The organism is Bradyrhizobium cytisi, from assembly GCF_008123515.1.
In the GTDB taxonomy this organism is placed as follows: domain Bacteria; phylum Pseudomonadota; class Alphaproteobacteria; order Rhizobiales; family Xanthobacteraceae; genus Bradyrhizobium; species Bradyrhizobium cytisi.
The window spans coordinates 312,046-336,756 of record NZ_VSSR01000021.1 but is presented as its reverse complement, the minus strand read 5'-3'; the positions used below and the strand labels follow the sequence as shown (position 1 = coordinate 336,756).

Genomic DNA, 24,711 nt, shown 5'->3' with positions numbered 1-24,711 from the left:
GATTCCATTCGCTACTCGCAATTCGCCATTCGCCCTCTATTCCTCCTTGAAGCCATATTCCGGCACATTGCCGCTGGCGCCGTAGTATTTGTACGGCAGGAACTTGCCCGACATCGTGATCTTGACGCGGTCGCCCTTCGGGTTCGGCAGGCGCTCCATCACCATGTCGAAGTCGATCGCCGACATGATGCCGTCGCCGTACTCCTCCTCGATCAGCGCCTTCCACGCCGGCCCGTTCACCATGACCAGTTCGTAGAAACGATAGATCAAGGGATCGGTCGGCGGCATCGGCATGCCGCGCATCGGCGTCTCGTTGAGCATGGTGGTCTCGGACTTCGACAGGCCGAACAGTTCAGCGGCGTTCGCGGCTTGCGGCTTTGTCAATTTCATCTGGCCGAGGATCGCGCCTGTTATCAGCACCTCGGAATAGCCGCCGATCTTCTCGCAGATGTATTTCCAGCTCCAGCCCTTCTCGCGCTTGATGTCGAGCAGCTTCTCGGTGAGGTCTTCGCGTTTCATGTCAGGGTCTCCTTCTTAGGCAGTCAGTCCGGGACTGGTCCCGGGGGTCCGTGTCTGTTGTTGCTCATCGCTCGCCGCGATCGTCAGTCCGGGCTTGCCGATCTGCACCACCGGCACGTTGCGCGGATCGTGATCGGGCTTCTCGGTCGTAAAGGTCCTGCTGCGCGTCACCAGGAAGTCGATGATGTGGTTGCGCAGCGCATAGTAGAGCGGATGGCGGTGGAGGTCGGTGCGGCCGCGATCCTTCGGCAAGGGGTTTTCGACCACTTCCGCCAGCACCGCGCCCGGACCGTTGGTCATCAGGAAGATCTTGTCGGCGAGATAGATCGCCTCGTCCACGTCATGGGTGATCATAAACGCGGTCTGACCGGTCTCCAGGCAAATCCGCCGCACCTCGTCCTGGAGTGTACCGCGCGTCAGCGCGTCGAGCGCCGAGAACGGCTCGTCCATCAGCATGATCTTCGGCGTGATCGACAGCGCACGCGCGATGCCGACGCGCTGCTTCATGCCGCCTGATAGCTCCGACGGGCGCTTGTGCTCGGAACCGGTCAGGCCGACGAGATCAATGAAGGTCTGCGCATGTGCCTTGACCCTGGCGCGATCCCAGCGCCGCCATTTCGAGCTCACGGCGTAGGCGACGTTGCCGAGCACCGTGCGCCAGGGCAGCAGCGCATGGCTCTGGAAGATCACGGCGCGGTCGAGGCTGGTGCCCGAAATCGCCTGGCCGTCGACGATGACGGCGCCTTCGCTCGGCGCATCGAGGCCGGCGAGGACGTTGAGTACTGTGGTCTTGCCGCAGCCGGAATGGCCGATCACGCAAGCGAACTCGCCGCGCGGCATCGACAGCCAGAGGTTTTCGAACACGGTGGTCGTAGCCCCACCCGCGGCCGGATAGCGCTTGGCGATGCCTTCGATGGAGATGAACTTGTCGGTCACGGCCCTACTCCGGAAACGTGACCATGCGCGTGAAGCGCGCGAGGATCTGGTCGAGCAGCATGCCGATGATCCCGATCAGCAGGATCGCGATGATGACGTTGGTGATCGAGAGGTTGTTCCACTCGTTCCAGACGAAGTAGCCGATGCCGGTGCCGCCGACCAGCATTTCGGCGGCGACGATCACGAGCCAGGCGATGCCGATCGAGATGCGCATGCCGGTCAGGATCGTCGGTGCCGCCGCCGGCAGGATCACGGTGAAGGCGCGCCTGAAGGTGCCGACTTCCAACGTGCGCGCGACGTTGATCCACTCCTTGCGCACACCCGCAACGCCGAACACGGTGTTGAGCAGCATCGGCCAGATCGAGCAGATGAAGATCACGAAGATCGCGGAGATCGAGGAATCCTTGATGGTGTAGAGCGCGAGCGGCATCCAGGCCAGCGGCGAGATCGGCTTCAACACCTGGATGAAGGGATCGAGCGCCTTGCTGAGCAGCGGCGACATGCCGATGAGGAAGCCGAGCGGAATGGCGACGAGCACGGCCAGGAGATAGCCGGTGCCGACGCGCGCGATCGAATAGCCGAGCTGGATACCGAGCCCCTTGTCGTTCGGCCCGTTGTCGTAGAACGGCCGCTTCAGATGCTCCCAGAGCTGGGCGCCAACGTCGACTGGACCGGGCATCGCGGATTTGCCCTGCGTCGCGGTCAGGCCCATCAGCTTGGCGTATTCCGGGCTCATCGCTGCGGTGGTGCCGGTCGAGCGCGTGGCGAGATGCCAGATGCCGAGGAACGCAGCGAGCAGCACGATCGAGACAACGCCGGCGCGCAGGCGAAGGGAGGATGTGGTCATCTCGCACTCCGCCATGTCCCGGGCGCGGTGCGGCGCGAAGTGACGCGCCGCAGAACCGGGACCCATGCGGCTTCACTGGGTCCCGGCTCAGCGATGCACCACTGTGTGCTGCATCGCGTCCGGGACACGAGAGCGACGCCCCTCACGACGCCTTCCTGATCTTGAAGCTAGCGACATAATCCTCCGGCTTGGCCGGATCGAACGTCTTGCCCATCACCGCGAACGATTTGTAGCTGCCGGCGGGCGGCGTGAGGCCCATCTCGGTCATCAGCTTCTTGGTGTCGGTGGCCAGATACACCTGCTCGGCGACCGCCTTGTAGTCGACATCGCCCTTGATCTGACCCCAGCGCTTCATCTGCGTCAGCATCCACACCGCAAATGACTGCCAGGGGAACGGATCGAAATCGACGCGCTTGGCATCGGTCTTCACGCCACCGAGGCCGTCGGCATAGGTGCCGGTCAGGACCTGCTCCAGCACCGTGACCGGCGCGTTGATGTAGTTGGCGGGCGCGATGGCTTCGGCGATCTGCTTGCGGTTCTCCGCCTTCGACGCGTAGGCGGTGGCATCGACGATGGCGCGGGTCAGCGCGGCAAAGCTGTTCGGCGCCGTCGTGATGAACTCGCGGCTGGCGGCGAAGCTGCAGCAGGGATGGCCGTCCCAGATCTCCTTCGACAGCAGGTGCATGAAGCCGACGCCGTCATAGATCGCGCGCTGGCAGACGTTGTCGGGCGCAAGGAAGCCGTCGATGTTGTCCGCGCGCAGGTTCGCCACCATTTCCGGCGGCGGCACCGAGCGCAGCTGCACGTCGGTATCGGGATCGAGGCCATGCTCGGCGAGATAGTAGCGCAGCAGGTAATTGTGCATGGAGTAGTCGAAGGGGATGGCGAACTTCATGCCCTTCCAGTCCTTCGGGTCGCGCTTGTCCTTGTGCTTGGTCGCCAGCACGATGCCCTGCCCGTTGATGTTCTCGATCGCGGGGACGGCGAAGGGAATGGCGTTGGCACCCAAGCCCAGCGAGATCGCGATCGGCATCGGTGCCAGCATGTGGGCGGCGTCGTATTCCTTGTTGATGGTCTTGTCGCGGATCACCGCCCAGCCGGCGGTCTTGACCACATCGACGTTGAGGCCGTGCTTGGCATAGAAGCCAAGGGGAGCAGCCATGATGATCGGCGTAGCACAGGTGATCGGGATGAAGCCGACCTTGAGGTCCTTCTTCTCGGGCGTGCCGGCCTGCGCAAAGACCTCGGTCGCCGTCTTCAGCGGGAAGAATTGCGACAACGCGGCAAGTGCGGTCGAGGCCCCGACCGATTTCAGGAAGGCGCGCCGCGCCACATCCTGCGGAAACATCGCGCGCATCACGGCGGAGGCGACGACGCCTTCGTAACGTCTCTCCTCGCTCTCCGTCGGCTCGCAGCGCAGCGCCAGCGAGGCCTGATCATGCTCGGCGGCCGAACCGTGCTGGCCACAGGCACAGCCGGCCCGGAGGTTGCGATCGGGATCAAACGGATTGTCGAAAGTGGACATCGGACCTCCTGCGCGTCATTGCAGGATGAATTACGCAAGGCGCGTGCCACCGCTATCGTTCGGGCCACCGCCTTGATGACACAGGGATTTCGCTCGCGGTTGGTCACTACGAAAACTCGTGATATACGAAAACTCGTAATCAAATAACGAGATTTCGTAATGGCAACGACGCCAGCGCATGGCCGCGACGAAGCGGCCCAAAACCTCGATCTGCGTGCCGCAGCCTTCGAATCGTCCGTCGAGGCAATGCTGCTGGTCGATCCCTATGGCGACCAGATCATCGATGCCAATCCGGCCGCCTGCGCCCTGCTCGGCTACGACCGCGCTCTGCTGCGGCAAACCCGGGCCAGCACGCTACATGCGGGCCAGCTTCCGGCGCTGACCGTGTTCACCCAGGCGGTGCTGCACAAGGGCGCGTACTGGACCACCGCACTGACCCCGCGTCACGCCACGGGTCAGGAGCTCCGGCTGGAATATTCCGGCTGCCTCGTCAGCCATGATGACCGTATCCTGCTGCTGTTCACCCTCAACGATCTCGAAGCGCGCCGGCGGCGCAACGTGGACGCCGCCGCCGAAGACCACATGCGCAGCGGCATTGCGAGCTGGCAGCGGGTCGAGCGCGTCTTCCAGGACATCGAGCGCGAGAACCAGCTGATCCTGCGCGCCGCCGGCGAAGGCATCTATGGCGTCAATGCCGAAGGCAAGACCACCTTCGTCAACCCGGCGGCCGAGCGGATGCTCGGCTGGACCGCCGACGAGCTGGTCGGCAAGGAGATCCACCCGATCGTGCACCATACCCACCACGATGGCCGGCACTATCACAACCATGACTGCCCGATCTACGCGGCGTTCCGCGATGGCGCCGTGCACCAGGTGGACGGCGAGGTGTTCTGGCGCAAGGACGGCTCGCCGGCCTGGGTCGAATACACCTCGACCCCGATCCGGGACCGCGGCGTGGTGGTCGGCGCTGTCGTGGTATTTCGCGACGTCAGCCAGCGGCGCGAAGCCGACGAGAAGCTGCACGCCGCGCTCACCGAGGTCGATCGCCTGCGCGAGCGGCTCGAGCTGGAAAATGCCTATCTTCAGGAGGAAATCCGCATCGAGACCAATCCCCGCGGCATCATCGGTCGAAGCGAGGTGGTCCAGCAGACGCTGCGCCAGGTCAAGCTGGTGGCGCCGACCACGGCTGCCGTGATGATCACCGGCGAATCCGGCACCGGCAAGGAGCTGATCGCGCGCGCCATCCATGAGGATTCCACCCGCAGCGACCGGCCGCTGATCCGCGTCAACTGCGCCGCGATCCCGCGCGAATTGTTCGAGAGCGAGTTTTTCGGCCACGTCCGCGGCGCCTTCACCGGCGCAACCCGCGACCGCATCGGCCGCTTCGAGCTTGCCGATGGCGGTACGCTGTTTCTCGACGAGGTCGGCGAGATCCCGCTCGAATTGCAAGGCAAGCTGCTGCGGGTGTTGCAGGAAGGCAATTTCGAGCGCGTCGGCCAGGAACGCACGCGCACCGTGGACGTCCGCGTGATCGCCGCGACCAATCGTGACTTGAAGCAGGAGGTGCAACGCGGCCGTTTCCGCGAGGACCTCTATTTCCGCCTCAACGTATTCCCGATCGAGACCGTGCCGCTGCGCGAGCGGCGCGAGGACATTCCCCTGCTCGCCCAGCACTTCCTGACGCGCGAGAGCAAGGCGCTGAAATCCAAGTTGCGCTTGTCGGAGGGCGATGCAAGGCGCCTGACCCGCTACGACTGGCCCGGCAACGTCCGCGAATTGCAGAACGTGATCGAGCGCGCCGCGATCCTGTCGCAGAACGGACGCCTGCGCATCGACCTGCCCGATCCTTCCGGCGCACCGCCCACGCCCGGTGCGGCGCGCCAGAAGACCGATGCCCGGCCGGCGGTCATGACCTCCTCGGAGATGCGCGACCACGAGCGCACCAATATCCTCGCCGCGCTCGAAGCCTGCGCCGGAAAAGTCTTCGGCTCCGGCGGCGCGGCCGAGCTGCTCGACCTCAAGCCGACCACGCTGGCCTCGCGGATCAAGGCGCTGGGAATTGCGCCTCGTCCGCGTGCGGGCTTGAACGGCTAGAGAATGGTGAGACTGGAGCCGGACGATGCGTCGAGGTTCACCTCTCCTTATGGGAGAAACGGTACTGAGTGTGGAGATGCACGTTGATGCGCCCTCGCCCCTTGTGGGAGAGGGCAGCGACGCTGGCAGACCCAGGCTCACTTGGGTGAGGGGTCTGTCTCCGCGAGTCCGACGCCAATCGGAATCGCGGAAAGAGACCCCTCATCCGGCGCTTCGCGCCACCTTCTCCCACAAGGGGAGAAGGGAAGAAGCGCGCGGCAGGCACACGCTCACGCCGCCTTGGTCGTGACCTCCGCTGCAATCGGCAGGCCCTGCTCGATCGGCAGCGACGGATCGCGCGACCATTCGTTCCAGGAGCCGAAATACATCCGTACGTCCTTCACGCCAGCGTTCTTCAGCGCCAGGAACGTGTTCGAGGCGCGCGCGCCCTTGAAGCAATAGAGATAGACCGGCGTCGTCTGCGCGATGCCGACGGTGGCGCATTCCGCGAGGATCTCGTCCTTGGACTTGAAGCGCGGTCCCTCGGCGGTCGGCTTCATCATGCGGTACCATTCCAGCCAGACAGCGCCGGGAATGCGGCCCTTGCGCGGGCAGAAATCCTTGCCGTAGGGCGAGGAGCTGTCGCCGATCCACTCGTCGACGTCACGCACGTCCAGGATGGCGATGCCGGGCTTCCCGACGGCGCCAAGCATGGTCTTCGCGTCGATCAGGATCTCGCCGGCTTCCGGTACGATCGAGAACGAGGCTTTCGCCGGCGTCGGCACATCCTTCGTCACCGGGAAGCCCGCGGCCGACCACGCGTCGAAGCCGCCATGCAGCACCTTCACTTTGGGATAGCCGAGCATGGTGAGAAGATAATAGCCGCGACAGGACTGGCCGAAGCCGGAGTTCATCGACTGCTCGTAGATGACCGCCGTCTCTTTGCCGGACAAACCGGCAGCTCCGAAGGCGTCGGCGAATTTCGTCTTCAGCTCGGCCATGCCTTCAGGGGTCGAGGTCGCAAGAAACGTGAAGATCTCATGTACATTGACGGCGTTGGGAAGATGCCCGGCGGCATAGGCGTCGGGATTGCGCGTGTCGACGATGACACACGGCTCTAGCTTCAAGAGATCGGCAAGTTCGACGGCACTCATCAGAACGTCAGTCATGGTAGCCTCTCCGTTGAGGTTCAGTGGACGTGGGGGTGGACTCGTGAGACTCAGGAATCGGCGAGCATCTTGCGCAGCTGCTTGGTGGCAGGCGTGACGATCGCGACGAAATAGGCCTCGCGCAGGCGCCGCTGCGCGCGGTGGCTCTTGAGGTAGCCGCGCGCGCCACAATGCAGCATCGCGGCATGCGCAGCCGCGACACTGGCGTCGCCCGCGCGCAAGCGCAGCGCGATCACCTTGCGCCAGTAGGTCTCCTCCTCGTTGTAGGGATCGCGCGCCAGCGCCATGGTCTCCGCCTCGAGCTCGGCGGCGAGCTCGCCGAACTGCACCGGCTGTTGCGGCAGATAGCGGTTGATGTGGCCGAGCGGGCCACCGACCTCGTCCATGATCTTGATGCAGTCCCTGATGAGGCCGAGCGCCATGCCGGCCTGGAGCAAAATGAAGCCGGCGCGGATCTTCTTCACGAAAGGCGCGGCGGGATCGGCGAGGATCAGCTCGTCCGGCACGAAGACGTCGCGGAACTGCACGCCATAGGTGCCGGTGCCGTCCATCGCGAGAAACGGCTTGCACGGCGTCAGCGTGATCGCAGGATCGGAGCAGTCCGCCAAAAACATCACCTGGCCCGGCTCGCCACTTGCGATGCCCGGCTCGCCCTCGCGCTCGAAGATGGTCCCGAAATAATGATCGGGGCCGAGATTGGAGACCCAAGGCAGCGCGCCGCGCACGATATAGCCGCCATCGACCTTGCGCCCTTTCAGCTTCAATCTCTCGATGCCGAAAAAGCTCTTCATCGGATTGGACAGTCCGGTGCCGCCGAGCACGCGGCCGGTGGAGAAGCCGTCGCCAAAACGTTTTGCCAGCTTCAGATTGGTCGAGTTGCCGGCGTACCAGACCAGCGTGTTCTGGCACCAGGCCATGAACGCCGTGGCACCGCAGACCTCGCCGATCGCCGCCATCGCCTGGATCGCGCAGCGCAAGTCCGCAGGTCCCTCGGGGGGCATGTGACTGCCCCACGCGCCGACCTCGCCGAATTTGCGCATCACGTCGGCCGGATAGACCGAACCGTCGTCGATACCCATGGCGAGCGGGGCGAGCTGCTCCCGCGCAATCCGCGCCACCTCTCCCGCAATGGACGGTGCGGGCTGATCTGAAGCTTCGACCCGCGATAGTGCCAGTGAACCCATGATCGTCTCCCGCACCTGATGTCCTGTTGCCGTCAGCTAAAGACCGACCTCGAGATTGACCGGGCGGGTGAAGGTGTTGGCGACCGGGGACCATTGCTTCACATGGGCCACCAGGGCGTTGATCTCCTCCTGCGCGATGCCCTCGCACTCCATGTCGACCTTGACGCGGACATCAGTGAAGCCGACTGGCTTGTCGGAGACATCGCCGGTGCCCCACACTGCGGTGATATTGAGGTCGCCCTCGAGCTCGAGCTCGAGCTTGTTGACGATCCAGCCACGATGCACGGCATTGGCGTGCAGGCCGACAGCGAGGCAGGAGCCGAGCGCGGCGAGCGAGGCTTCCGACGGATTGGGCGCGGTGTCGTCACCCAAAAGGCCCGGCGGCTCGTCGACGATATAGGGCGGCAGATTGCGGATATAGTTGGCGTGGCGGAATTTTCCTTCCGCGACCGTCTTGCACTTCAAGGTCTTGACGACCTTTGGATTGGCCTTGCCGCTCGCAATCAATTGCTCGAGGCCATTCTTGTCGATGGGCGCGAGGCACCCCGTCAGCACTGTCTTCTGAACGACGGCAGTCATCATCTTCTCCCTGGCAGAAGTGGAAATCGGCAGGATACCGAACGGTCTGTTTCCTTGCACGGAGCGTGCCACAGCTGGGCCAAACCGAAACGCGAAGCATTGGAGCCGCTTAGCCGACGCTGCCCGTGGATTGATCAGCCGCCCTTTGCTTAAAGGCGATGCAGATGAGCTTTCCCGTGCGAATCTTTTCAGCGCGGAACAGATGCGCCTTGCTGACGCGGCGTCGCTGCAGGTAAGTTTGGACTCATGGCCAAGTCCTTACTCAACAAGACGTCCTCGAAGAAGACCTCGCCTCACGCCGGCGCGGGCGAAGACGAATCAGCGCGCGGGCGGCTGCTCAGCGCCGCGACGCATCTGTTCTGCAAGAACGGAATCAACGCCACCGGCATCGATGCGATCATCGAGGAAGCCGGCACGGCGAAGACCACGCTCTACAAGCTATTCGGCTCGAAAACCAATCTCGTCAACGCGGTGCTGGAGAGCGAAGGCAAGCAGTGGCGCGAATGGTTCATCGGCGCCATGGAAGAAGGCGGCGGCGACGCGCGGGCGAAACTGACGCGCATCTTCCCGGCGCTGAAGAGCTGGTTCGCGGAAGAGCGCTTCTACGGCTGCCCCTTCATCAACGCCGTCGGCGAGCACGACAAGGACGCCAAGCAATTCCGCAACATCGCGATGAAGCACAAGAAGATCGTGCTCGGCCATATCGAGAAGCTCGCCGGCGAGCTCGGCTCGAGCGAGCCAGCCGTGCTGGCGCATCAGCTCGGGCTCTTGATCGATGGCGCCATTGTCGCAGCGATGATCTCGCGCGATCCCGGCGTCGCCGACACGGCAGCGCTGACTGCCGGCCCCCTGCTCGGCCAGTCGAAACCGAAGAAGAAGCGCGCGGCGGATCAGTTAGAGGCGGTGTGATCTTCGTAGGGTGGGCAAAGGCGCAAAGCGCCGTGCCCACCATTTCTGCCTCGGTTGATCGGTCGAGGATTGGTGGGCACGCTTCGCTTTGCCCACCCTACAAGGCTATAAACTTACTATTTGAACGGGCTGGTTTCGCTCGTCAGGCCAGCAACCGGCGAACTCCAAAACCTCTTCCACCGTCTCATTCGCGTGAGAGGTGGTCGTAACAAAGCGCGTGTCATCCGACCCGTCGCCTACCACGAGTTCATCGATGATGTTCTCTATCCGCGCCGCGCCTTCTCCAGCGACTGCGATAAGAGCGACGTTGTCGCAAAGGCACTGCTCGACGAAGGCATCCAATAGGTCTTCGTTCGATATTGGCAGTTGGAGAATGACCCTTGACGCATAGCTCATCTAATTCTCGGCGGCGTGGTGAAATCGCTCTCCCCTGATTTGGCGCCAGTATTCTTCGGCAACGTCGGGGTCGATTTCGATTGGCGCGGAGCTTTCAGGATCGAGGCGATCCTTGCCGTCTTTTCGCGGACCTGAAATCCAAAACCTCTCTCCGGTTTCAACGTCAAAGTAGTTTGCCTTGAAGCCGCTACCTTTCAGGCTTTGGAAAGTGCGTCCTCCATAGCTGATAGACTTGCCCGTCTTCGAGAATGTGACGCGGCCGATCCGTGCCAGTCCATTCAGCGAACTAGATTTATCCTCGATGTACATGATGCGTGTTTTCGGCATCCTTGGACCTAGCGTGCGGAGGCATACGAGAGACAAATCAGCTGCCCAACGGACAATCAATAATAATTGTCGAGCGCGAATACAACTCGAAGAGCTTTGTCAGTTAAGCAACCGTAACCGCATTCATGTCAGTTGTTGATCTCTCGCAGGCCCTGCAATGCAAGTCGTCCCTCTCCCCTTCCGAGGCAAAGCTATCGCATATGACAGCGGGAGGCTGCCGCACGAGCTCGGCCTGCATGGTTCGAGACGCCCGCTTTGGCGGGCTCCTCACCATGAGGGTCAGATATCGCGCCGCAAAACGCGACCTCATCCTGAGGGCCCGCCGCAGGCGGGCGTCTCGAAGGATGGCCGCAGGCGAGTTTCCAGCCACGTTTTTCTTCATATGCGATAGCCCTGCCTCCCGAGGGGGGTAGAGCGGACAAAGCCTAGGCTACCACCTACGAGGCGCTCGATCCTTCAGCGATCATGCTCTCGAGCCGCACCAGCTCCGCCTCGAGATCCCGCTCCACATCAGCGGCCCGGATCTCCAGCACGCGATAATCGCGCGCCTCCAGCCACGCCCGCCGCGAGGCGCGATCCGCCGCGATGGTCTCGCCTTCGCCCGGGTTGACCAGCTCGATCGCGATCCGGTGCGGGAACGAGACGAAGTCCGGGATGTGGCGGCCGACCGGGGTCTGGCGCTTGAACCCTCCGGCGAAGCGGCGATCGCGGGTCAGGGCCTGCCAGAGCAGGCGCTCGGCATCGGTCGGGTTGCGGCGGAGCAGGCGCGCGAGGCCGCGCACCGTCGAGCCGCTGTCGGGAACGCCGCCGCCTTGCCCGTGCTCGGCCAGCAGCGCGCGCAGGCGCGTGGCCTGCTCGCCGTCGAGCACGCCGCCCTTGGCTGGACCCTTGCGACCTTCGGCGATCGCCATCACCACCCCATGGAGGGTGTGCATGTCCTGCTTGGTCGGCTCCATGCGGGTGAAGATGTTGCGCAAATTGACCAGCATGGTGTCGCGCTTCTCGGCGGGTCGCAAAAACTCGACCCGGTCGAGCTCGCGGATGAGGTTGTCGAAGAAGGCCTGCATCTGGTGCTGCGAGGCGCGCTCGGAGCGCTCCGGCATGGCGTGCGGCAGCTCGCCGGATGTCGCCCGCTTGAACCATTCGTAGCCGACCAGCAGCACGGCCTGGGCGAGGTTGAGCGAGGCGAAGCCCGGATTGACCGGGAAGGTGATGATGCGGTTGGCGAGCCCGACCTCCTCGTTGGTCAGGCCCCAGCGCTCCCGGCCGAACAGGATGCCGGCCTTGCCCCCGGTGGCGACGTGCCCCGAGATCTCGCTAGCTGCGGCTTCCGGCCCCACCACCGGCTTGGCCTGGTCATGGGGACGCGCGCTCGTGGCGAACAGCAGGTCGAGATCGGCGACGGCCTCGCCGACGGTCTCGAACAATTCGACCTTTTCCAGAATGTAGTCGGCGCCGGCGGCGGCCCGCTGGGCCGCGATGTTGGGCCAGCCGTCGCGGGGGTTGACGATACGTAAAGCGCTCAGCGCGAAATTGCCCATGGCGCGCGCGGCCATGCCGATGTTTTCGCCAAGCTGCGGCTCGACCAGGATCACGATGGGACCGTCGAGGGCGAGGCCCGCCTTGGTCTTGTCAGTGCCCGACATCTCGTTTCGCTTTCACATTGTCTCTCCAAGGCCTTGGAGAGACGTTCTTCAGGAATAGATTCAAGGCCGGCCGCCGACCGGCACGGCCTCGTCCGCCTGTCGTTTGCCTGTCCTGACAGAATTCTCAAGGGGAAATAACGGGTTGGATTCGACTTTTGAATCTCGCCCGAAACTTCAGCTCGCCCGCGGCCGGCGGCGGGCGGCTCGCCCCCCATCCGTGGAAACTGGATGAGCTAAAACTGCATAATCACTTGGCTTTCGCCCGCCGCGGTCCGGTGCTAAGAGGCGGCGGATATTCACGTCGGCGCCAGCGGCGCCGTTCCCAAGAGGGCTTCCCCGATCATGGCAAAAATCAAGGTATCCAATCCCGTCGTCGAGCTCGATGGCGACGAGATGACCCGGATCATCTGGCAGTACATCAAGGACAAGCTGATCACCCCGTTCCTGGATGTCGAGCTGCAGTATTTCGACCTGGGCATGGAATACCGCGACCACACCAACGATCAGGTGACCATCGACGCTGCCGAGGCGATCAAGAAGGTCGGCGTCGGCGTCAAGTGCGCCACCATCACCCCGGACGAGGCCCGGGTGAAGGAGTTCAACCTCAAGCAGATGTGGAAGTCGCCGAACGGCACCATCCGCAACATCCTCGGCGGCGTGATCTTCCGCGAGCCGATCATCTGCAAGAACGTGCCGCGCCTGGTTCCCGGCTGGACCAAGCCGATCATCATCGGCCGCCACGCCTATGGCGACCAGTACCGCGCCACCGACATCAAGTTCCCGGGCAAGGGCACCCTGTCGATGAAGTTCGTCGGCGAGGACGGCACCGTGATCGAGAAGGAGGTGTTCAAGGCTCCGGGCGCCGGCGTCGCCATGGAGATGTACAATCTCGACGATTCCATCATCGACTTCGCCCGCGCCTCGCTGAACTACGGCCTGCTGCGCAACTACCCGGTCTACCTCTCGACCAAGAACACGATTCTCAAGGTCTATGACGGCCGCTTCAAGGACATCTTCCAGGACATCTACGACCGCGAGTTCAAAAAGGAATTCGAGGCCAAGGGCCTGACCTACGAGCACCGCCTGATCGACGACATGGTCGCCTCGGCGCTGAAATGGTCAGGCGGCTATGTCTGGGCCTGCAAGAACTACGACGGCGACGTGCAGTCCGACACGGTCGCGCAGGGCTACGGCTCGCTCGGCCTGATGACCTCGGTGCTGCTCACCCCCGATGGCAAGACGGTCGAAGCCGAAGCCGCCCACGGCACGGTGACCCGCCACTACCGCGAGCACCAGAAGGGCAAGGAGACCTCGACCAACTCGATCGCGTCGATCTTCGCCTGGACCCGCGGCCTGTCGCACCGCGCCAAGCTCGACAACAATGCCGAGCTCGCCAAGTTCGCGAACACCTTGGAGAAGGTCTGCGTCGACACCGTCGAGGAAGGCTACATGACCAAGGACCTCGCGCTCCTGGTCGGTGCCGACCAGCGCTGGCTCTCGACCACCGGCTTCCTCGACAAGGTCGCGGAGAACCTCGGGAAGGCGCTGGCGGCGTAAGCTGCCAACCACACCGTCATTGCAAGCGCAGCGAAGCAATCCAGAATCCTTCCATGGAGGCAGACTGGATTGCTTCGTCGCACCAGCGCAAAATTGCTTCGCAATTTCGTCGCAAGGGCTCCTCGCAATGACGAGACTTTTGCCTGCGGAAACATCATGCCGACACTCAAGAGCGTTGTGCTTGCGATCCTCGCGCTGACCAGCGCGTCCGCGTTCGCCGCCGATGCCCTCCCCGACGCCATCGCCGCGCCCGGCGAGAGCGTCGTGCTCAGCGTCCATGCCGAGGGCGCGCAGGTCTATGAGTGCAAGGCCGGCACCGACGGCAAGCTCGCTTGGGCTTTCCGCGAGCCGATCGCGACGCTCTTCGCCGACGGCAAGACCATCGGCCGTCACTATGCCGGCCCGAACTGGGAGCTTGCCGACAGCAGCGCCGTCGGAGGCAAGGCCACCGGCAATGCGCCGGGTGCCACGGCTGCCGATATCCCCTGGCTGAAGCTGGACGTCACCGCCCGCCGCGGCAGCGGCGTGCTGACGCCGGTCACCACGGTCCAGCGCATCAACACCCACGGCGGCAAGCTCGACGGCGCATGCGACAAGGCCGGCGAGTTCAGGAGCGCGCCCTATTCGGCCGAGTACGTCTTCCTGAAGAAGGGCTGAGGAGCGAGGCGCGGCGCTTTACGCGCCCGCCATCTTAAGCGTCCGCCATCGCTTTTTCGATCGCCGACAACGCCGCGGCCGCATTGGCCCCGTCGGGGCCGCCGGCCTGCGCCATGTCGGGCCGGCCGCCGCCGCCCTTGCCGCCCAGCGCCTCGGATGCAACGCGCACCAGGTTCACGGCGTTGAAGCGCGCGGTCAGGTCGGCGGTGACACCGACCACGACGCCCGCCTTGCCGTCCTCGGTGACGCCGACGATGGCGACCACGCCGGAGCCGATCTGCTTCTTGCCGTCGTCCGCAAGGCTCTTGAGATCCTTCATCTCGATGCCCTCGACCGCTCGCGCCATCAGCTTGACGTTGCCGACCTCGCGCACGCCGCTGGCTGCGCCATTGCCGCCGGCGGAGGCGCCGCCGCCCATCGCAAGCTTCTTGCGGGCGTCGGAGAGCTCGCGCTCGAGCTTCTTGCGCTCCTCCATCAGCGCGGTGATCCGCGCCGGGACGTCGTCGATCGAGGTGCGCAGCTCGTTGGCCGCAGCCTTCGCCAGCGCCATGGTCTCGTTGGCGTGTTTTCGCGCGTAGTTGCCGGTTAAAGCCTCGATGCGGCGCACGCCCGAGGCCACCGCGCTCTCGCCGGTCAGCGTGATCAGTCCGATATCGCCGGTGCGCCGCACATGCGTGCCGCCGCAGAGTTCGACCGACCAGCCGAGCGCATTGGTGCCGCGCTCGCGCGCGGTCCGGCCCATCGAGACGACGCGAACCTCGTCGCCATATTTCTCGCCGAACAGCGCGCGCGCCCCGGCCTCGCGCGCTTCATCGACGCCCATGACGCGGGTGGTGACCTCGTCGTTCTCCAGCACCACGTCGTTGGCGATGTCCTCGACGCGGGCGAGTTCCTCCGGCGTGATCGGCTTCGGATGCACGAAGTCGAAACGCAAACGATCCGGCGCGACCATCGAGCCGCGCTGGGCGATGTGATCACCGAGCACCTGGCGCAGCGCCTCGTGAATGAGATGCGTCGCCGAGTGATGCGCACGGATCGACGAGCGCCGGCCGTGATCGACCTCGAGCTGCAGCGCGGTGCCGACCTTCAGCTCGCCGCTCTCCAACGTGCCAACGTGAACGAAGAAATCGCCGAGCTTCTTCTGCGTGTCGGTGACGCGGAACTTGATGCCGCCCTCACCCGTCAGCACGCCGGTGTCGCCGACCTGGCCGCCGGACTCCGCATAGAACGGCGTCTGGTTGAGCAGCAGCGCGCCGGTGTCGCCGGCCTTGAGGCTCGCGACCTCTCGGCCGTCCTTCACCAGCGCGGACACCACGCCTTCGGCGCTCTCGGTCTCGTAGCCCAGAAATTCGGTGGCCCCGAGTTTTTCGCGCAGCGGGAACCAGATCGCTTCGGAAGCCGCCTCGCCGGACCCCTTCCAGGACTCGCGCGCCTTGGCCTTCTGGCGCTCCATCGCGTCGGTGAAGGCGGACTGGTCGACGCCGATGCCGCGCGACTTCAGCGCGTCCTGCGTCAGGTCCAGCGGGAAGCCGTAGGTGTCGTACAGCGTGAAGGCGACGTCGCCGTCGAACATGTCGCCCTGCTTCAAGGACGCGCTCTTCTCGTCGAGGATGGCGAGGCCGCGCACCAGCGTCTTGCGGAAGCGGGTCTCTTCCAGCCGCAGCGTTTCCTCGATCAGATTCTCGGCGCGCATCAGGTCGGGATAGGCCTGGCCCATCTCGCGAACCAGCGCCCAGACCAGGCGATGCATCAGCGGCTCTTTCGCGCCCAAAAGCTGCGCATGGCGCATCGCCCGGCGCATGATCCGGCGCAGCACATAGCCGCGGCCCTCGTTGGAGGGCAGCACGCCATCCGCGACGAGGAAGGCGGACGAGCGCAGATGGTCGGCGATGACGCGGAACGAGGCCACCGTCTGCTCGTTCGGCCCGTGGCCCAGCGCGGACGACGTCGCATCGATCAGGTGACGGAACAGGTCGGTCTCGAACACGCTGTCGACGCCCTGCATGATGCTGGCCATGCGCTCCAGGCCCATGCCGGTGTCGATCGAGGGACGCGGCAGATCCACGCGCTCCTCCTTCGTCACCTGCTCGTATTCCATGAAGACGAGATTCCAGAATTCGAGGAAGCGATCGCCGTCCTCCTCCGGAGAGCCCGGAGGGCCGCCCCAGATGTGGTCGCCGCGATCGATGAAGATCTCCGAGCACGGGCCGCACGGGCCGGTGTCGCCCATTGCCCAGAAATTGTCCGAGGTCGGGATGCGGATGATACGGTCGTCGGAGAAGCCGGCGATCTTCTTCCAGAGCCCGTGCGCCTCGTCGTCGGTGTGGTAGACGGTGACGAGCAGCTTGTCCTTGTTCAGCCCAAACTCCTTCGTGATGAGCTTCCAGGCCAGCTCGATCGCGCGCTCCTTGAAGTAGTCGCCGAACGAGAAGTTGCCGAGCATCTCGAAGAAGGTGAGATGGCGCGCGGTGTAGCCGACATTGTCGAGGTCGTTGTGCTTGCCGCCGGCGCGCACGCATTTCTGCGAAGTGGTGGCGCGCTGATACGGCCGCTTCTCGACACCTGTAAAAACGTTCTTGAACTGCACCATGCCGGCATTGGTGAACATCAACGTCGGGTCGTTGCGCGGCACCAATGGCGAGGACGACACGATCTCGTGGCCGTTCTCGGCAAAGAAGTTCAGAAAGGTCGACCTGATCTCGTTGACGCCGCTCATGTTCATCCAATCGGGTGTGCTTGGACCCGCTTCCTTGCCGTCCAAACCTGGGATTCGGCTGATATCTGCGGGCCAAAGCGCTTTTAGACAAGGCCAGCTTCGCTGTCCAGAAACTGTGCAGAGAGATCAGAGGGTTGCCGCAGTCGCGCAATCCCGTTGCGATCCCGTTGCAATCCCGTTGGAAAGCCGCAAAGGGCGCGTTGACAGGCTTGGCCGGGCTGTGGTCTGTACCCATCTGTATCGTACGGCCACGTCGGGAGAGACCGGCTTTGGGTAGCCGGCGCCGAAGGAGCAACCGCCCCGGAAACTCTCAGGCAAAAGGACCGCGTGGCTTTGACGACATCTGGAAAGAGGCGCCGACGGGCTTAAGGCCCGGACTGCGTCCGCCGACGGGATAATACTCTCAGGCACAGCGACAGATGGGGCTTCGATTGGTGTCCTCAGGGGAATCGTCCCCGGGGAACCGCCGAGGGCCCCTGTGATGTCAGTGCGCGACGACCGAGACTCCCTGAGACGTACCCCCCTCTACGACCTCCATGTGTCGCTCGGCGGCAAGATGGTGCCGTTCGCGGGCTATGACATGCCCGTGCAGTACCCCGCGGGCGTCCTGAAAGAGCACCTCCAGACCCGCAACCAGGCCGGCCTGTTCGACGTCTCCCATATGGGCCAGATCGCGCTCCGGCCGAAGTCGGGCAAGGTCGAGGACGCCGCCCGCGCGCTGGAGCGGCTGGTGCCGCAGGATATCGTCGCGGTTGCACAGGGGCGGCAGCGCTACGCCCAGTTCACCAATGCGGATGGCGGCATTCTCGATGACCTGATGGTCGCCAATTTCGACGATCATTTGTTCCTGGTCGTCAACGCCGCCTGCAAGGCCGAGGACGAGGCGCACCTGCGCGCCAATCTCTCCGACGCCTGCGTCATCGATTCGCTCGCCGATCGCGCGCTGATCGCCTTACAGGGCCCGAAGGCCGAGGCTGCACTGGCGAAATTGTGTGCAGAGGCGCCCGCCATGAAGTTCATGGACGCCGGCCCGCATCAGGTCGCCGGGCTTGCCTGCTTTGTCTCGCGTTCCGGCTACACCGGCGAGGACGGTTTTGAAATTTCGGTGCCCGCTGCGGATGCCGAGCGCCTGGCCAGGACGCTGCTGGAAAATCCTGACGTGATGCCGATCGGCTTAGGGGCCCGCGACAGCCTGCGGCTGGAAGCCGGCCTCTGCCTCTACGGCCACGACATCGACACTGCGACCACGCCGGTCGAGGCCGCGCTGGAATGGTCGGTGCAGAAAAGCCGCCGCAGCGGCGGCGCCCGCGCCGGCGGTTTTCCCGGAGCCGAAAAGATCCTCGCTCATTTCGATCACGGCGCATCCCGCCGCCGCGTCGGCCTGCGCACTGAGGGCCGCGCGCCGGTGCGCGAAGGCGCGCTGCTGTTTGCCGATAGCGCTGGCGGCGAGCCGATCGGAAAGGTCACCTCGGGCGGTTTCGGCCCGAGCCTGAATGCGCCGGTCGCGATGGGCTGTGTGCCCACAAGCCTGAGCGCGCTCGGCACAAAACTCTTTGCCGAGGTGCGCGCGCAACGTCTGCCGCTCACCGTCGCCGCCATGCCCTTCGTGAAAAACACCTACAAACGCTGAGGACTTTAAGAAAATGACCACGACACTGTACACCACCGACCACGAATGGCTCGCGATCGAGGGCGATGTCGCCACTGTCGGCATCACCGATTACGCGCAGTCGCAGCTCGGCGACGTCGTGTTCGTCGAGCTGCCCAAGCTCGGCCGCGTCCTCAAGAAGGCCGAAGCCGCAGCCGTCGTGGAATCGGTGAAGGCCGCCTCCGACGTCTACGCGCCTGTGACCGGCGAGGTGCTGGAGACCAACCCCGATCTCGCAAGCGAGCCGGCGCTGGTCAATTCGGATGCGCAAGGCAAAGCCTGGTTTTTCAAGATCAGGATTGCCGACAAGAGCGAGCTCGGCGGCCTCATGGATGAAGCCGCCTACAAGGCACACACGGCGTGAGATGACGAGAACTTTGACCTCATATTCGGTGTCATCGTCCTCGGAGGCGGACGATCCAGTACGCCGCGGCTCCTCTGCTCAAGCCGTGACGCCTGCGTGTACTGGATGCCCCGCCTTCGCGGGGCATGACGCCGACGACAGATAATCTAAAGCGAGGACCCATGATGACCGCGCACCGCAAATCCAATGGCGACACCGCCAGTTTCGTTCGCCGCCACATCGGCCCGTCGGCGCGCGATGTCAGCGCAATGCTCGAGACCGTCAGCGCAAAGAGCGTCGACGCACTGATGGCGGAGACGCTGCCGGCCTCGATCCGGCAGGCCGCCCCGCTCGATCTCGGCAAGCCCTTGAGCGAGACCGAGGCGATCGCGCACATGGCCGAGCTCGCGCGTCAGAACCAGGTCTTCACCTCGCTGATCGGCCAGGGCTATTCAGGCACGATTTTGCCCGCGGTGATCCAGCGCAACATCCTCGAAAGCCCCGCCTGGTACACGGCGTACACGCCCTATCAGCCCGAGATCAGCCAGGGCCGGCTGGACGCGCTGTTCAACTTCCAGACCATGATCTGCGATCTCACCGGGCTCGACGTCGCCAACGCCTCGCTGCTCGACGAGGCCACCGCTGCGGCCGAAGCCATGGCGCTCGCGGAACGGCATTCGCGGGTCGAGGCGAAAGCCTTCTTCGTCGACAAGGATGTGCATCCGCAGACACTCGCGGTGATGCGCACCCGCGCCGAGCCGCTCGGCTGGTCGCTGGTGGTCGGCGATCCCCTCACCGATCTCGACAAGGCCGACGTGCTCGGTGCGCTGCTGCAATATCCGGGATCATCCGGCGCGGTGCGCGACCTCAGGCCCGCGATCGCGGCGCTGAAGGCCAAGGGCGCGCTCGCAATCGTTGCCGCCGATCTGCTGGCGCTAACGCTGCTTGCCTCGCCCGGCGAGTTAGGGGCCGACATCGCGATCGGCTCGGCGCAGCGCTTTGGCGTGCCGATGGGCTATGGCGGCCCGCACGCCGCCTATATGGCGGTGCGCGATGCGCTGAAGCGCTCGCTGCCCGGCCGCATCGTCGGCCTCAGCGTCGACTCGCGCGGGATGCCTGCCTATCGGCTCGCGCTGCAGACCCGCGAGCAGCACATTCGCCGCGAGAAGGCGACCTCCAACATCTGCACCGCGCAGGTGCTGCTCGCCGTGATCGCCGCGATGTATGCGGTCTATCACGGCCCCGAGGGCCTCGCGCAGATCGCGCGCAATGTGCATCGCCGTGCCGCCGTGCTCGCCACCGGCTTGCGCAAGCTCGGCTTTGCTGTGACCAGCGAAGCCTTCTTCGACACACTCAGCGTCGATGCCGGCGCCGAGCGCGCCGAGGTCATCGCGCGCGCGACCGCGGAGAAGATCAATCTCGGCGTCGGTGAAAGCGCGCTCCGCATCGCACTCGACGAGACCACCACGCCCGCCACCGTCGAAGCGGTCTGGCGCGCGTTCGGCGGCCAGCTTTCCTACGCCGAGATCGACGCGACCACGCGCGAGGCGCTGCCGGAGGCGCTGAAGCGCACCACCGCCTTCCTCACCCATCCCGTGTTCCATGCGCATCGCTCGGAGACCGAGATGCTGCGCTACATGCGCAAGCTCAGCGATCGCGACCTCGCGCTCGACCGCGCGATGATTCCGCTCGGATCCTGCACCATGAAGCTGAATGCGACCACCGAGATGATGCCGCTGACCTGGCCGGAATTCGCCTCCTTGCACCCGTTCGCGCCGCGCGAGCAGGCCAAGGGCTATCACGCGCTGTTCGCGCGGCTGGAGAAGTGGCTGTGCGACATCACCGGCTATGACGCGATCTCGCTGCAGCCGAACTCCGGCGCGCAAGGCGAATATGCCGGCCTGCTCGCGATCCGCGGCTATCACGCCGCGCGCGGCGAGACGCATCGCAAGATCTGCCTGATCCCCTCCTCCGCCCACGGCACCAACCCGGCCTCGGCCGCGATGGTCGGCATGGACGTGGTGGTGGTGGCCTGCGAGGCCAATGGCGACGTCGACGTCAATGATCTCCGCGCCAAAGCCGAGAAACATTCGAACGACCTTGCCGCGGTCATGATCACCTATCCCTCGACGCATGGCGTGTTCGAGCAGCACATTCGCGAGATCTGCGACATCGTGCATGGCCATGGCGGCCAGGTCTATCTCGACGGCGCCAACCTCAACGCGCAGGTCGGCCTTAGCAGGCCCGGCGATTACGGCGCCGATGTCAGCCATCTCAATCTGCACAAGACCTTCTGCATCCCGCATGGCGGCGGCGGCCCGGGCATGGGCCCGATCGGCGTCAAGGCGCATCTCGCGCCGTTCCTGCCAAGTCATCCTGAAAATCGCCATCCCGCGACGAGCGCGGATGCTCCGGTCGGCCCGGTCTCGGCCGCACCGTTCGGCTCGGCCTCGATCCTCACCATCTCCTACATCTACATCCTGATGATGGGTGGCGAAGGATTGAAGCGCGCGACCGAGATCGCGATCCTCAATGCCAATTACATCGCAGCACGCCTCGATGCGCATTTCCCGGTGCTCTACAAGAACGAGAAGGGCCGCGTCGCCCATGAGTGCATCGTCGATCCCCGTCCGCTGAAGACGACGTCCGGCGTCACCGTCGATGACATCGCAAAGCGCCTGATCGACTACGGCTTCCATGCGCCCACCATGAGCTTTCCAGTCCCGGGTACGCTGATGATCGAGCCGACCGAGTCGGAATCCAAGGCGGAGCTCGATCGCTTTTGCGATGCCATGATCGCGATCCGCAAGGAAATCGCCGAAGTCGAGGCCGGCCGCTTCAAGATCGAGGCCTCGCCGTTGCGCCATGCCCCGCACACCGTGCACGACATCGCCGATGACGACTGGAAGCGCGCCTATACCCGCGCTGAAGGCTGCTTCCCCGCCGGATCCTCGCGCACCGACAAATACTGGTGCCCCGTGGGTCGCGTCGACAACGTCTACGGCGACCGCAATCTGGTGTGCTCGTGCCCGCCGGTGAGCGATTACGCCGAAGCCGCGGAGTAAGGCTCGACGGAGGTTTCGTAGGGTGGGCAAAACGGAAGCGTGCCCACAACCTTTGTGTGCGTTGAAATATGGTGGGCAACGGCGCTTGCGCGCCTTTGCCCACCCTACGGCACCGCGTTCCCGAATGCGCCTCTACGGCGCGACCAACGATCGGCTTTCGCGGTCCCATCGCCAGAGCCGCTCGTTGGTCAATTCAGTGCCGCCCCACCAGCGTTTGATCGGGTTGTGACGCCACATATCGTCTTCTCGGGCGACAAGGGAACGTCCGAGTTCAGTGAGCGTGACCTTCCACTCGCTCCTGCCGAAGTAGCGGTCATCATTGTTGAACGACGGATCGCCCAACAGAACGGGCGGGACCGAATACTCCGCCAGTTCGATCAAGGCATCTTGTGCGTCGCGTCCGTCGAACACATCGCGATACCATCTCCCTTCGGAGATGTATTTTGGGTCGGTGTGCCCTTCATTCACACAGCCCAGCATATCCATTTCGCTGGCACCTAGTCCCGTAACCTTGTCCGGAAGCTCCTCAAGCAGCGCAATGAGCGCCGATCGAAGTCTCGGAAAGATCATCAGATCCGTCATCAGCAGATCGAAACAGGATTCCGGCGTTTCAGCCCGATAGGCGCGCCATGCGCGGCTTGCCATCACAAAATGATTGTCGGCCACCTTGAAGGTCGGCAACTTCCATTTTGCGACCGCCTCCGCAGCGTAATCCGCAACAGAGTCGTCCGCATACACCAGATTCAACTTCGTCGTGATCTCCTTGTAAGGGCGAAGCAGGTCGAGCAGCCAGACAAGCACGAGCTGATCGTTCGGCAAAGGATCAACCCATATTTCGATCGAGTCGAACTTCGCACATAGCTCGAATAAACCAACATCGCGCGTGCCGAAACCGTCCAGCGCACCGCAACCCGCGTCGTCCAGCCAGTGATCGCCGGGATTGCAATGCTTCGCCGATCGCCGCTCGAGGCCCATCAGGAGCTGCTCTCCGGAAGCCAATTTCCCCCAGACGAAGCGCAGGCCAAAGCCGATCGCGACATTCGCAACACGGGACTGGCGGAGCGTATCTGCCGCGCGATCGTTCGTTGCCAAGATCAAATGTGACACGGTCGCCTCTCAAGACAACATGAAACTCAGGGGTGCTAGCAGCGGCTCTCTCACATCAGACAGGCGCAATCAGTTCGCGGGTCTCAGGGTCCCACCGCCAGAGCCGTTCGTTGGTCAGGTGGGTACCGCCCCACCAGCGGTCGATCGGATTGTAGCGCCGAAAATTCTCATCGCCTCCCAGCACCGCCTTGCCGAACTCGGTCAACGACAATCGCGACCGCTTGTACCGGTCAAAGCGGGTTGAATCATTGTGCATTTCCAGCGAAAACGGACCTTCATCCAGTCCTGACACGGCCGGCCTCTCGCATCGCGCGAGGCCGTCAAGCAGTGCTCCGGCTTCCCAATATCCGCATACATGCAGCTCGTAGCTCTTCTGATGGCCCGGAAAGACATCGAAAGGCTGCGCGCCACCTCGCGAGATGAGCCGGAGGATCCGGGCCTCCGTGGCTCCAAGCCCCGAGGCGGGGCGCGGAAGTTCCGCCAGGAGAGCCCTTACGTGAGGGCCGAGCTGCGGCAGCCAGTGCAAATCCGTCTTGAAGAGACCGCGCCAACTTTGCGGGTTCGGCGCGCAATAGGCCCGCCACACACGGCTGGCCGATTTGAGTTGACGAGGTGTGATCCCGACAACCGGCGGGTAGAGTTCCCCTCGCGGCGGGTCGACATCCCTGGCCCCCAAAAACAGAGCGCGCACGACAAAGTCGGGATTTGCATTGCATTTGCGGTGCCAATGATCGAGCAGCCAGAGCAGAATCAATTGCGCATTTGGCTCCGGCCCTCGCCAAAACTCGACTGAGTCGTATTCCGCGAACAATTCAATCAGTCCTCGGTCTTCCGCGCCCGAGTCCTCGAGGCGCCAGGGCGGCGTATCATCCAGCCAATGAAGCCCTCGAGGCTGCGTCGTGCGCGGCGCGAAGAACGCATCGAGCTCTGCGTTGGACGGCAATGGCTCCCAGACCAGCCGGCGCTCGATCGCAATCACGAGGTCGGCCAGGCCTGCCTGTTGAAGGGCGCCGGCAATGGACGAGTCCGTCGTGACAATGAGCCGCGTCATGCCGTGGCCTCAGGATTTCGTTAGAACAGGGCCATAGCGCCAGAGGCAATCGTTGGTCAGGTGCGTGCCGCCCCACCAGCGATCGATATGGATTGTAACGGGTGAAATCTTCACTACCCGCCAGCACCGCTTTACCAAACTCGGTCAGCGATAGTCTGCTGCGCAAATAAGCCGTATGGCGGTCCCTCAGATTCTCCCGGTCAATCGTCCGGAGTTCGTCGTCAAGTCCTGCCACGGCAGGTCTCGGGCCGAGTGCGAGCCCCTGGAGCAACCAGCCAAGCTCCCATTCATTAAAGACGCGCGTGCGGCGAAGCGAGCGGAGATGGAAGAGTGCATTCGTCCCCTCATAACCACGTGCGATGAGCTCAAGGAATCGGATCTCTGTTGCACCGAGACCCGTCGAAATTGAAGGAAGCTCAGCCAAGAGGTCGATCAAGGCCGGCCTCAGCATCAGCAG

General features: G+C 64.0%; 20 protein-coding genes and 1 riboswitch. Of the genes, 7 read left to right on the top strand and 13 right to left on the bottom strand.

Annotated elements, in window-relative coordinates; genetic code table 11:
- Positions 1 to 36: 36 nt before the first annotated feature.
- From cynS to FXB38_RS14170, 4 genes are all read right to left on the bottom strand, one after another.
- Positions 37 to 519: a cyanase gene (cynS, locus tag FXB38_RS14185; RefSeq protein ID WP_148751459.1), complete on the bottom strand. Its 483-nt coding sequence runs from the start codon at positions 517 to 519 to the stop codon at positions 37 to 39.
- A 15-nt stretch (positions 520 to 534) separates the two neighbouring features.
- The gene (locus FXB38_RS14180; RefSeq protein ID WP_148751458.1) at positions 535 to 1,455 is read right to left on the bottom strand and encodes an ABC transporter ATP-binding protein; all 921 of its coding nucleotides are present in this window, start codon (positions 1,453 to 1,455) and stop codon (positions 535 to 537) included.
- A 4-nt stretch (positions 1,456 to 1,459) separates the two neighbouring features.
- Positions 1,460 to 2,302, bottom strand: a complete 843-nt coding sequence (ntrB, locus tag FXB38_RS14175) for a nitrate ABC transporter permease (RefSeq protein WP_148751457.1) — start codon at positions 2,300 to 2,302, stop codon at positions 1,460 to 1,462.
- Between the two features lie 142 nt (positions 2,303 to 2,444).
- The gene (locus tag FXB38_RS14170; protein WP_148751456.1) at positions 2,445 to 3,827 is read right to left on the bottom strand and encodes a CmpA/NrtA family ABC transporter substrate-binding protein; all 1,383 of its coding nucleotides are present in this window, start codon (positions 3,825 to 3,827) and stop codon (positions 2,445 to 2,447) included.
- 159 nt (positions 3,828 to 3,986) lie between these two features.
- On the opposite strand from FXB38_RS14170, the gene FXB38_RS14165 reads away from it, so the two are divergent.
- Complete coding sequence (locus FXB38_RS14165; RefSeq protein WP_148751455.1) at positions 3,987 to 5,921, top strand: sigma 54-interacting transcriptional regulator; 1,935 nt, start codon at positions 3,987 to 3,989, stop codon at positions 5,919 to 5,921.
- A 269-nt stretch (positions 5,922 to 6,190) separates the two neighbouring features.
- Here the strand turns inward: FXB38_RS14165 and FXB38_RS14160 are convergent, their stop codons facing one another.
- Genes FXB38_RS14160 through FXB38_RS14150 form a run of 3 tightly spaced genes read right to left on the bottom strand, consistent with a single transcriptional unit; the run spans position 6,191 to position 8,832 of the window.
- Positions 6,191 to 7,069 carry a sulfurtransferase gene (locus FXB38_RS14160; protein ID WP_148751454.1) on the bottom strand — a complete coding sequence of 293 codons (879 nt, stop codon included), beginning with the start codon at positions 7,067 to 7,069 and terminating at the stop codon, positions 6,191 to 6,193.
- A gap of 50 nt (positions 7,070 to 7,119) precedes the next feature.
- On the bottom strand, positions 7,120 to 8,253 hold the full coding sequence (locus FXB38_RS14155) for an acyl-CoA dehydrogenase family protein (protein WP_187434863.1): 1,134 nt from the start codon (positions 8,251 to 8,253) through the stop codon (positions 7,120 to 7,122).
- A 36-nt stretch (positions 8,254 to 8,289) separates the two neighbouring features.
- Positions 8,290 to 8,832, bottom strand: a complete 543-nt coding sequence (locus FXB38_RS14150; protein WP_148751452.1) for an OsmC family protein — start codon at positions 8,830 to 8,832, stop codon at positions 8,290 to 8,292.
- Positions 8,833 to 9,078: 246 nt separating this feature from the next.
- Here FXB38_RS14150 and FXB38_RS14145 point away from each other — a divergent pair, with 246 nt between their 5' ends.
- Complete coding sequence (locus FXB38_RS14145; RefSeq protein ID WP_148751451.1) at positions 9,079 to 9,741, top strand: TetR/AcrR family transcriptional regulator; 663 nt, start codon at positions 9,079 to 9,081, stop codon at positions 9,739 to 9,741.
- Positions 9,742 to 9,846: 105 nt separating this feature from the next.
- Here FXB38_RS14145 and FXB38_RS14140 read toward each other — a convergent pair whose 3' ends face one another.
- The 3 genes from FXB38_RS14140 to FXB38_RS14130 form a co-directional block, all read right to left on the bottom strand.
- On the bottom strand, positions 9,847 to 10,137 hold the full coding sequence (locus FXB38_RS14140; protein ID WP_148751450.1) for a DUF7684 family protein: 291 nt from the start codon (positions 10,135 to 10,137) through the stop codon (positions 9,847 to 9,849).
- On the bottom strand, positions 10,138 to 10,446 hold the full coding sequence (locus FXB38_RS14135; protein WP_246229882.1) for a 1-deoxy-D-xylulose-5-phosphate synthase: 309 nt from the start codon (positions 10,444 to 10,446) through the stop codon (positions 10,138 to 10,140).
- Positions 10,447 to 10,901: 455 nt separating this feature from the next.
- A complete protein-coding gene (locus FXB38_RS14130; RefSeq protein ID WP_148751448.1) occupies positions 10,902 to 12,110 on the bottom strand; it encodes a TrmJ/YjtD family RNA methyltransferase in 1,209 nt (402 codons plus the stop codon).
- 342 nt (positions 12,111 to 12,452) lie between these two features.
- Between FXB38_RS14130 and FXB38_RS14125 the strand changes: the two genes are divergently transcribed.
- Together FXB38_RS14125 and FXB38_RS14120 are read left to right on the top strand one after the other, a co-directional pair.
- Positions 12,453 to 13,667 carry an NADP-dependent isocitrate dehydrogenase gene (locus tag FXB38_RS14125; protein ID WP_148751447.1) on the top strand — a complete coding sequence of 405 codons (1,215 nt, stop codon included), beginning with the start codon at positions 12,453 to 12,455 and terminating at the stop codon, positions 13,665 to 13,667.
- Between the two features lie 156 nt (positions 13,668 to 13,823).
- Entirely contained in the window at positions 13,824 to 14,324 is a 501-nt protein-coding gene (locus FXB38_RS14120; protein ID WP_148751446.1) for a DUF3455 domain-containing protein, read from the top strand.
- Positions 14,325 to 14,358: 34 nt separating this feature from the next.
- On the opposite strand, the gene alaS is transcribed toward FXB38_RS14120, so the two are convergent.
- A complete protein-coding gene (gene alaS / locus FXB38_RS14115) occupies positions 14,359 to 17,040 on the bottom strand; it encodes an alanine--tRNA ligase (RefSeq protein WP_187434862.1) in 2,682 nt (893 codons plus the stop codon).
- 244 nt (positions 17,041 to 17,284) lie between these two features.
- Positions 17,285 to 17,375: riboswitch (glycine riboswitch) on the top strand.
- Positions 17,376 to 17,521: 146 nt separating this feature from the next.
- Between alaS and gcvT the strand changes: the two genes are divergently transcribed.
- From gcvT to gcvP, 3 genes are all read left to right on the top strand, one after another.
- Entirely contained in the window at positions 17,522 to 18,670 is a 1,149-nt protein-coding gene (gene gcvT, locus FXB38_RS14110) for a glycine cleavage system aminomethyltransferase GcvT (protein ID WP_148751444.1), read from the top strand.
- A gap of 13 nt (positions 18,671 to 18,683) precedes the next feature.
- Positions 18,684 to 19,052: a glycine cleavage system protein GcvH gene (gene gcvH / locus FXB38_RS14105; protein WP_148751443.1), complete on the top strand. Its 369-nt coding sequence runs from the start codon at positions 18,684 to 18,686 to the stop codon at positions 19,050 to 19,052.
- Between the two features lie 164 nt (positions 19,053 to 19,216).
- Positions 19,217 to 22,096 carry an aminomethyl-transferring glycine dehydrogenase gene (gene gcvP / locus FXB38_RS14100; RefSeq protein WP_187434879.1) on the top strand — a complete coding sequence of 960 codons (2,880 nt, stop codon included), beginning with the start codon at positions 19,217 to 19,219 and terminating at the stop codon, positions 22,094 to 22,096.
- Positions 22,097 to 22,228: 132 nt separating this feature from the next.
- On the opposite strand, the gene FXB38_RS14095 is transcribed toward gcvP, so the two are convergent.
- Positions 22,229 to 23,203 (bottom strand): hypothetical protein, encoded by a 975-nt coding sequence (locus FXB38_RS14095; RefSeq protein WP_148751441.1) that lies wholly within the window; start codon positions 23,201 to 23,203, stop codon positions 22,229 to 22,231.
- 55 nt (positions 23,204 to 23,258) lie between these two features.
- On the bottom strand, positions 23,259 to 24,254 hold the full coding sequence (locus FXB38_RS14090; RefSeq protein ID WP_148751440.1) for a hypothetical protein: 996 nt from the start codon (positions 24,252 to 24,254) through the stop codon (positions 23,259 to 23,261).
- Between the last annotated feature and the right edge of the window lie 457 nt (positions 24,255 to 24,711).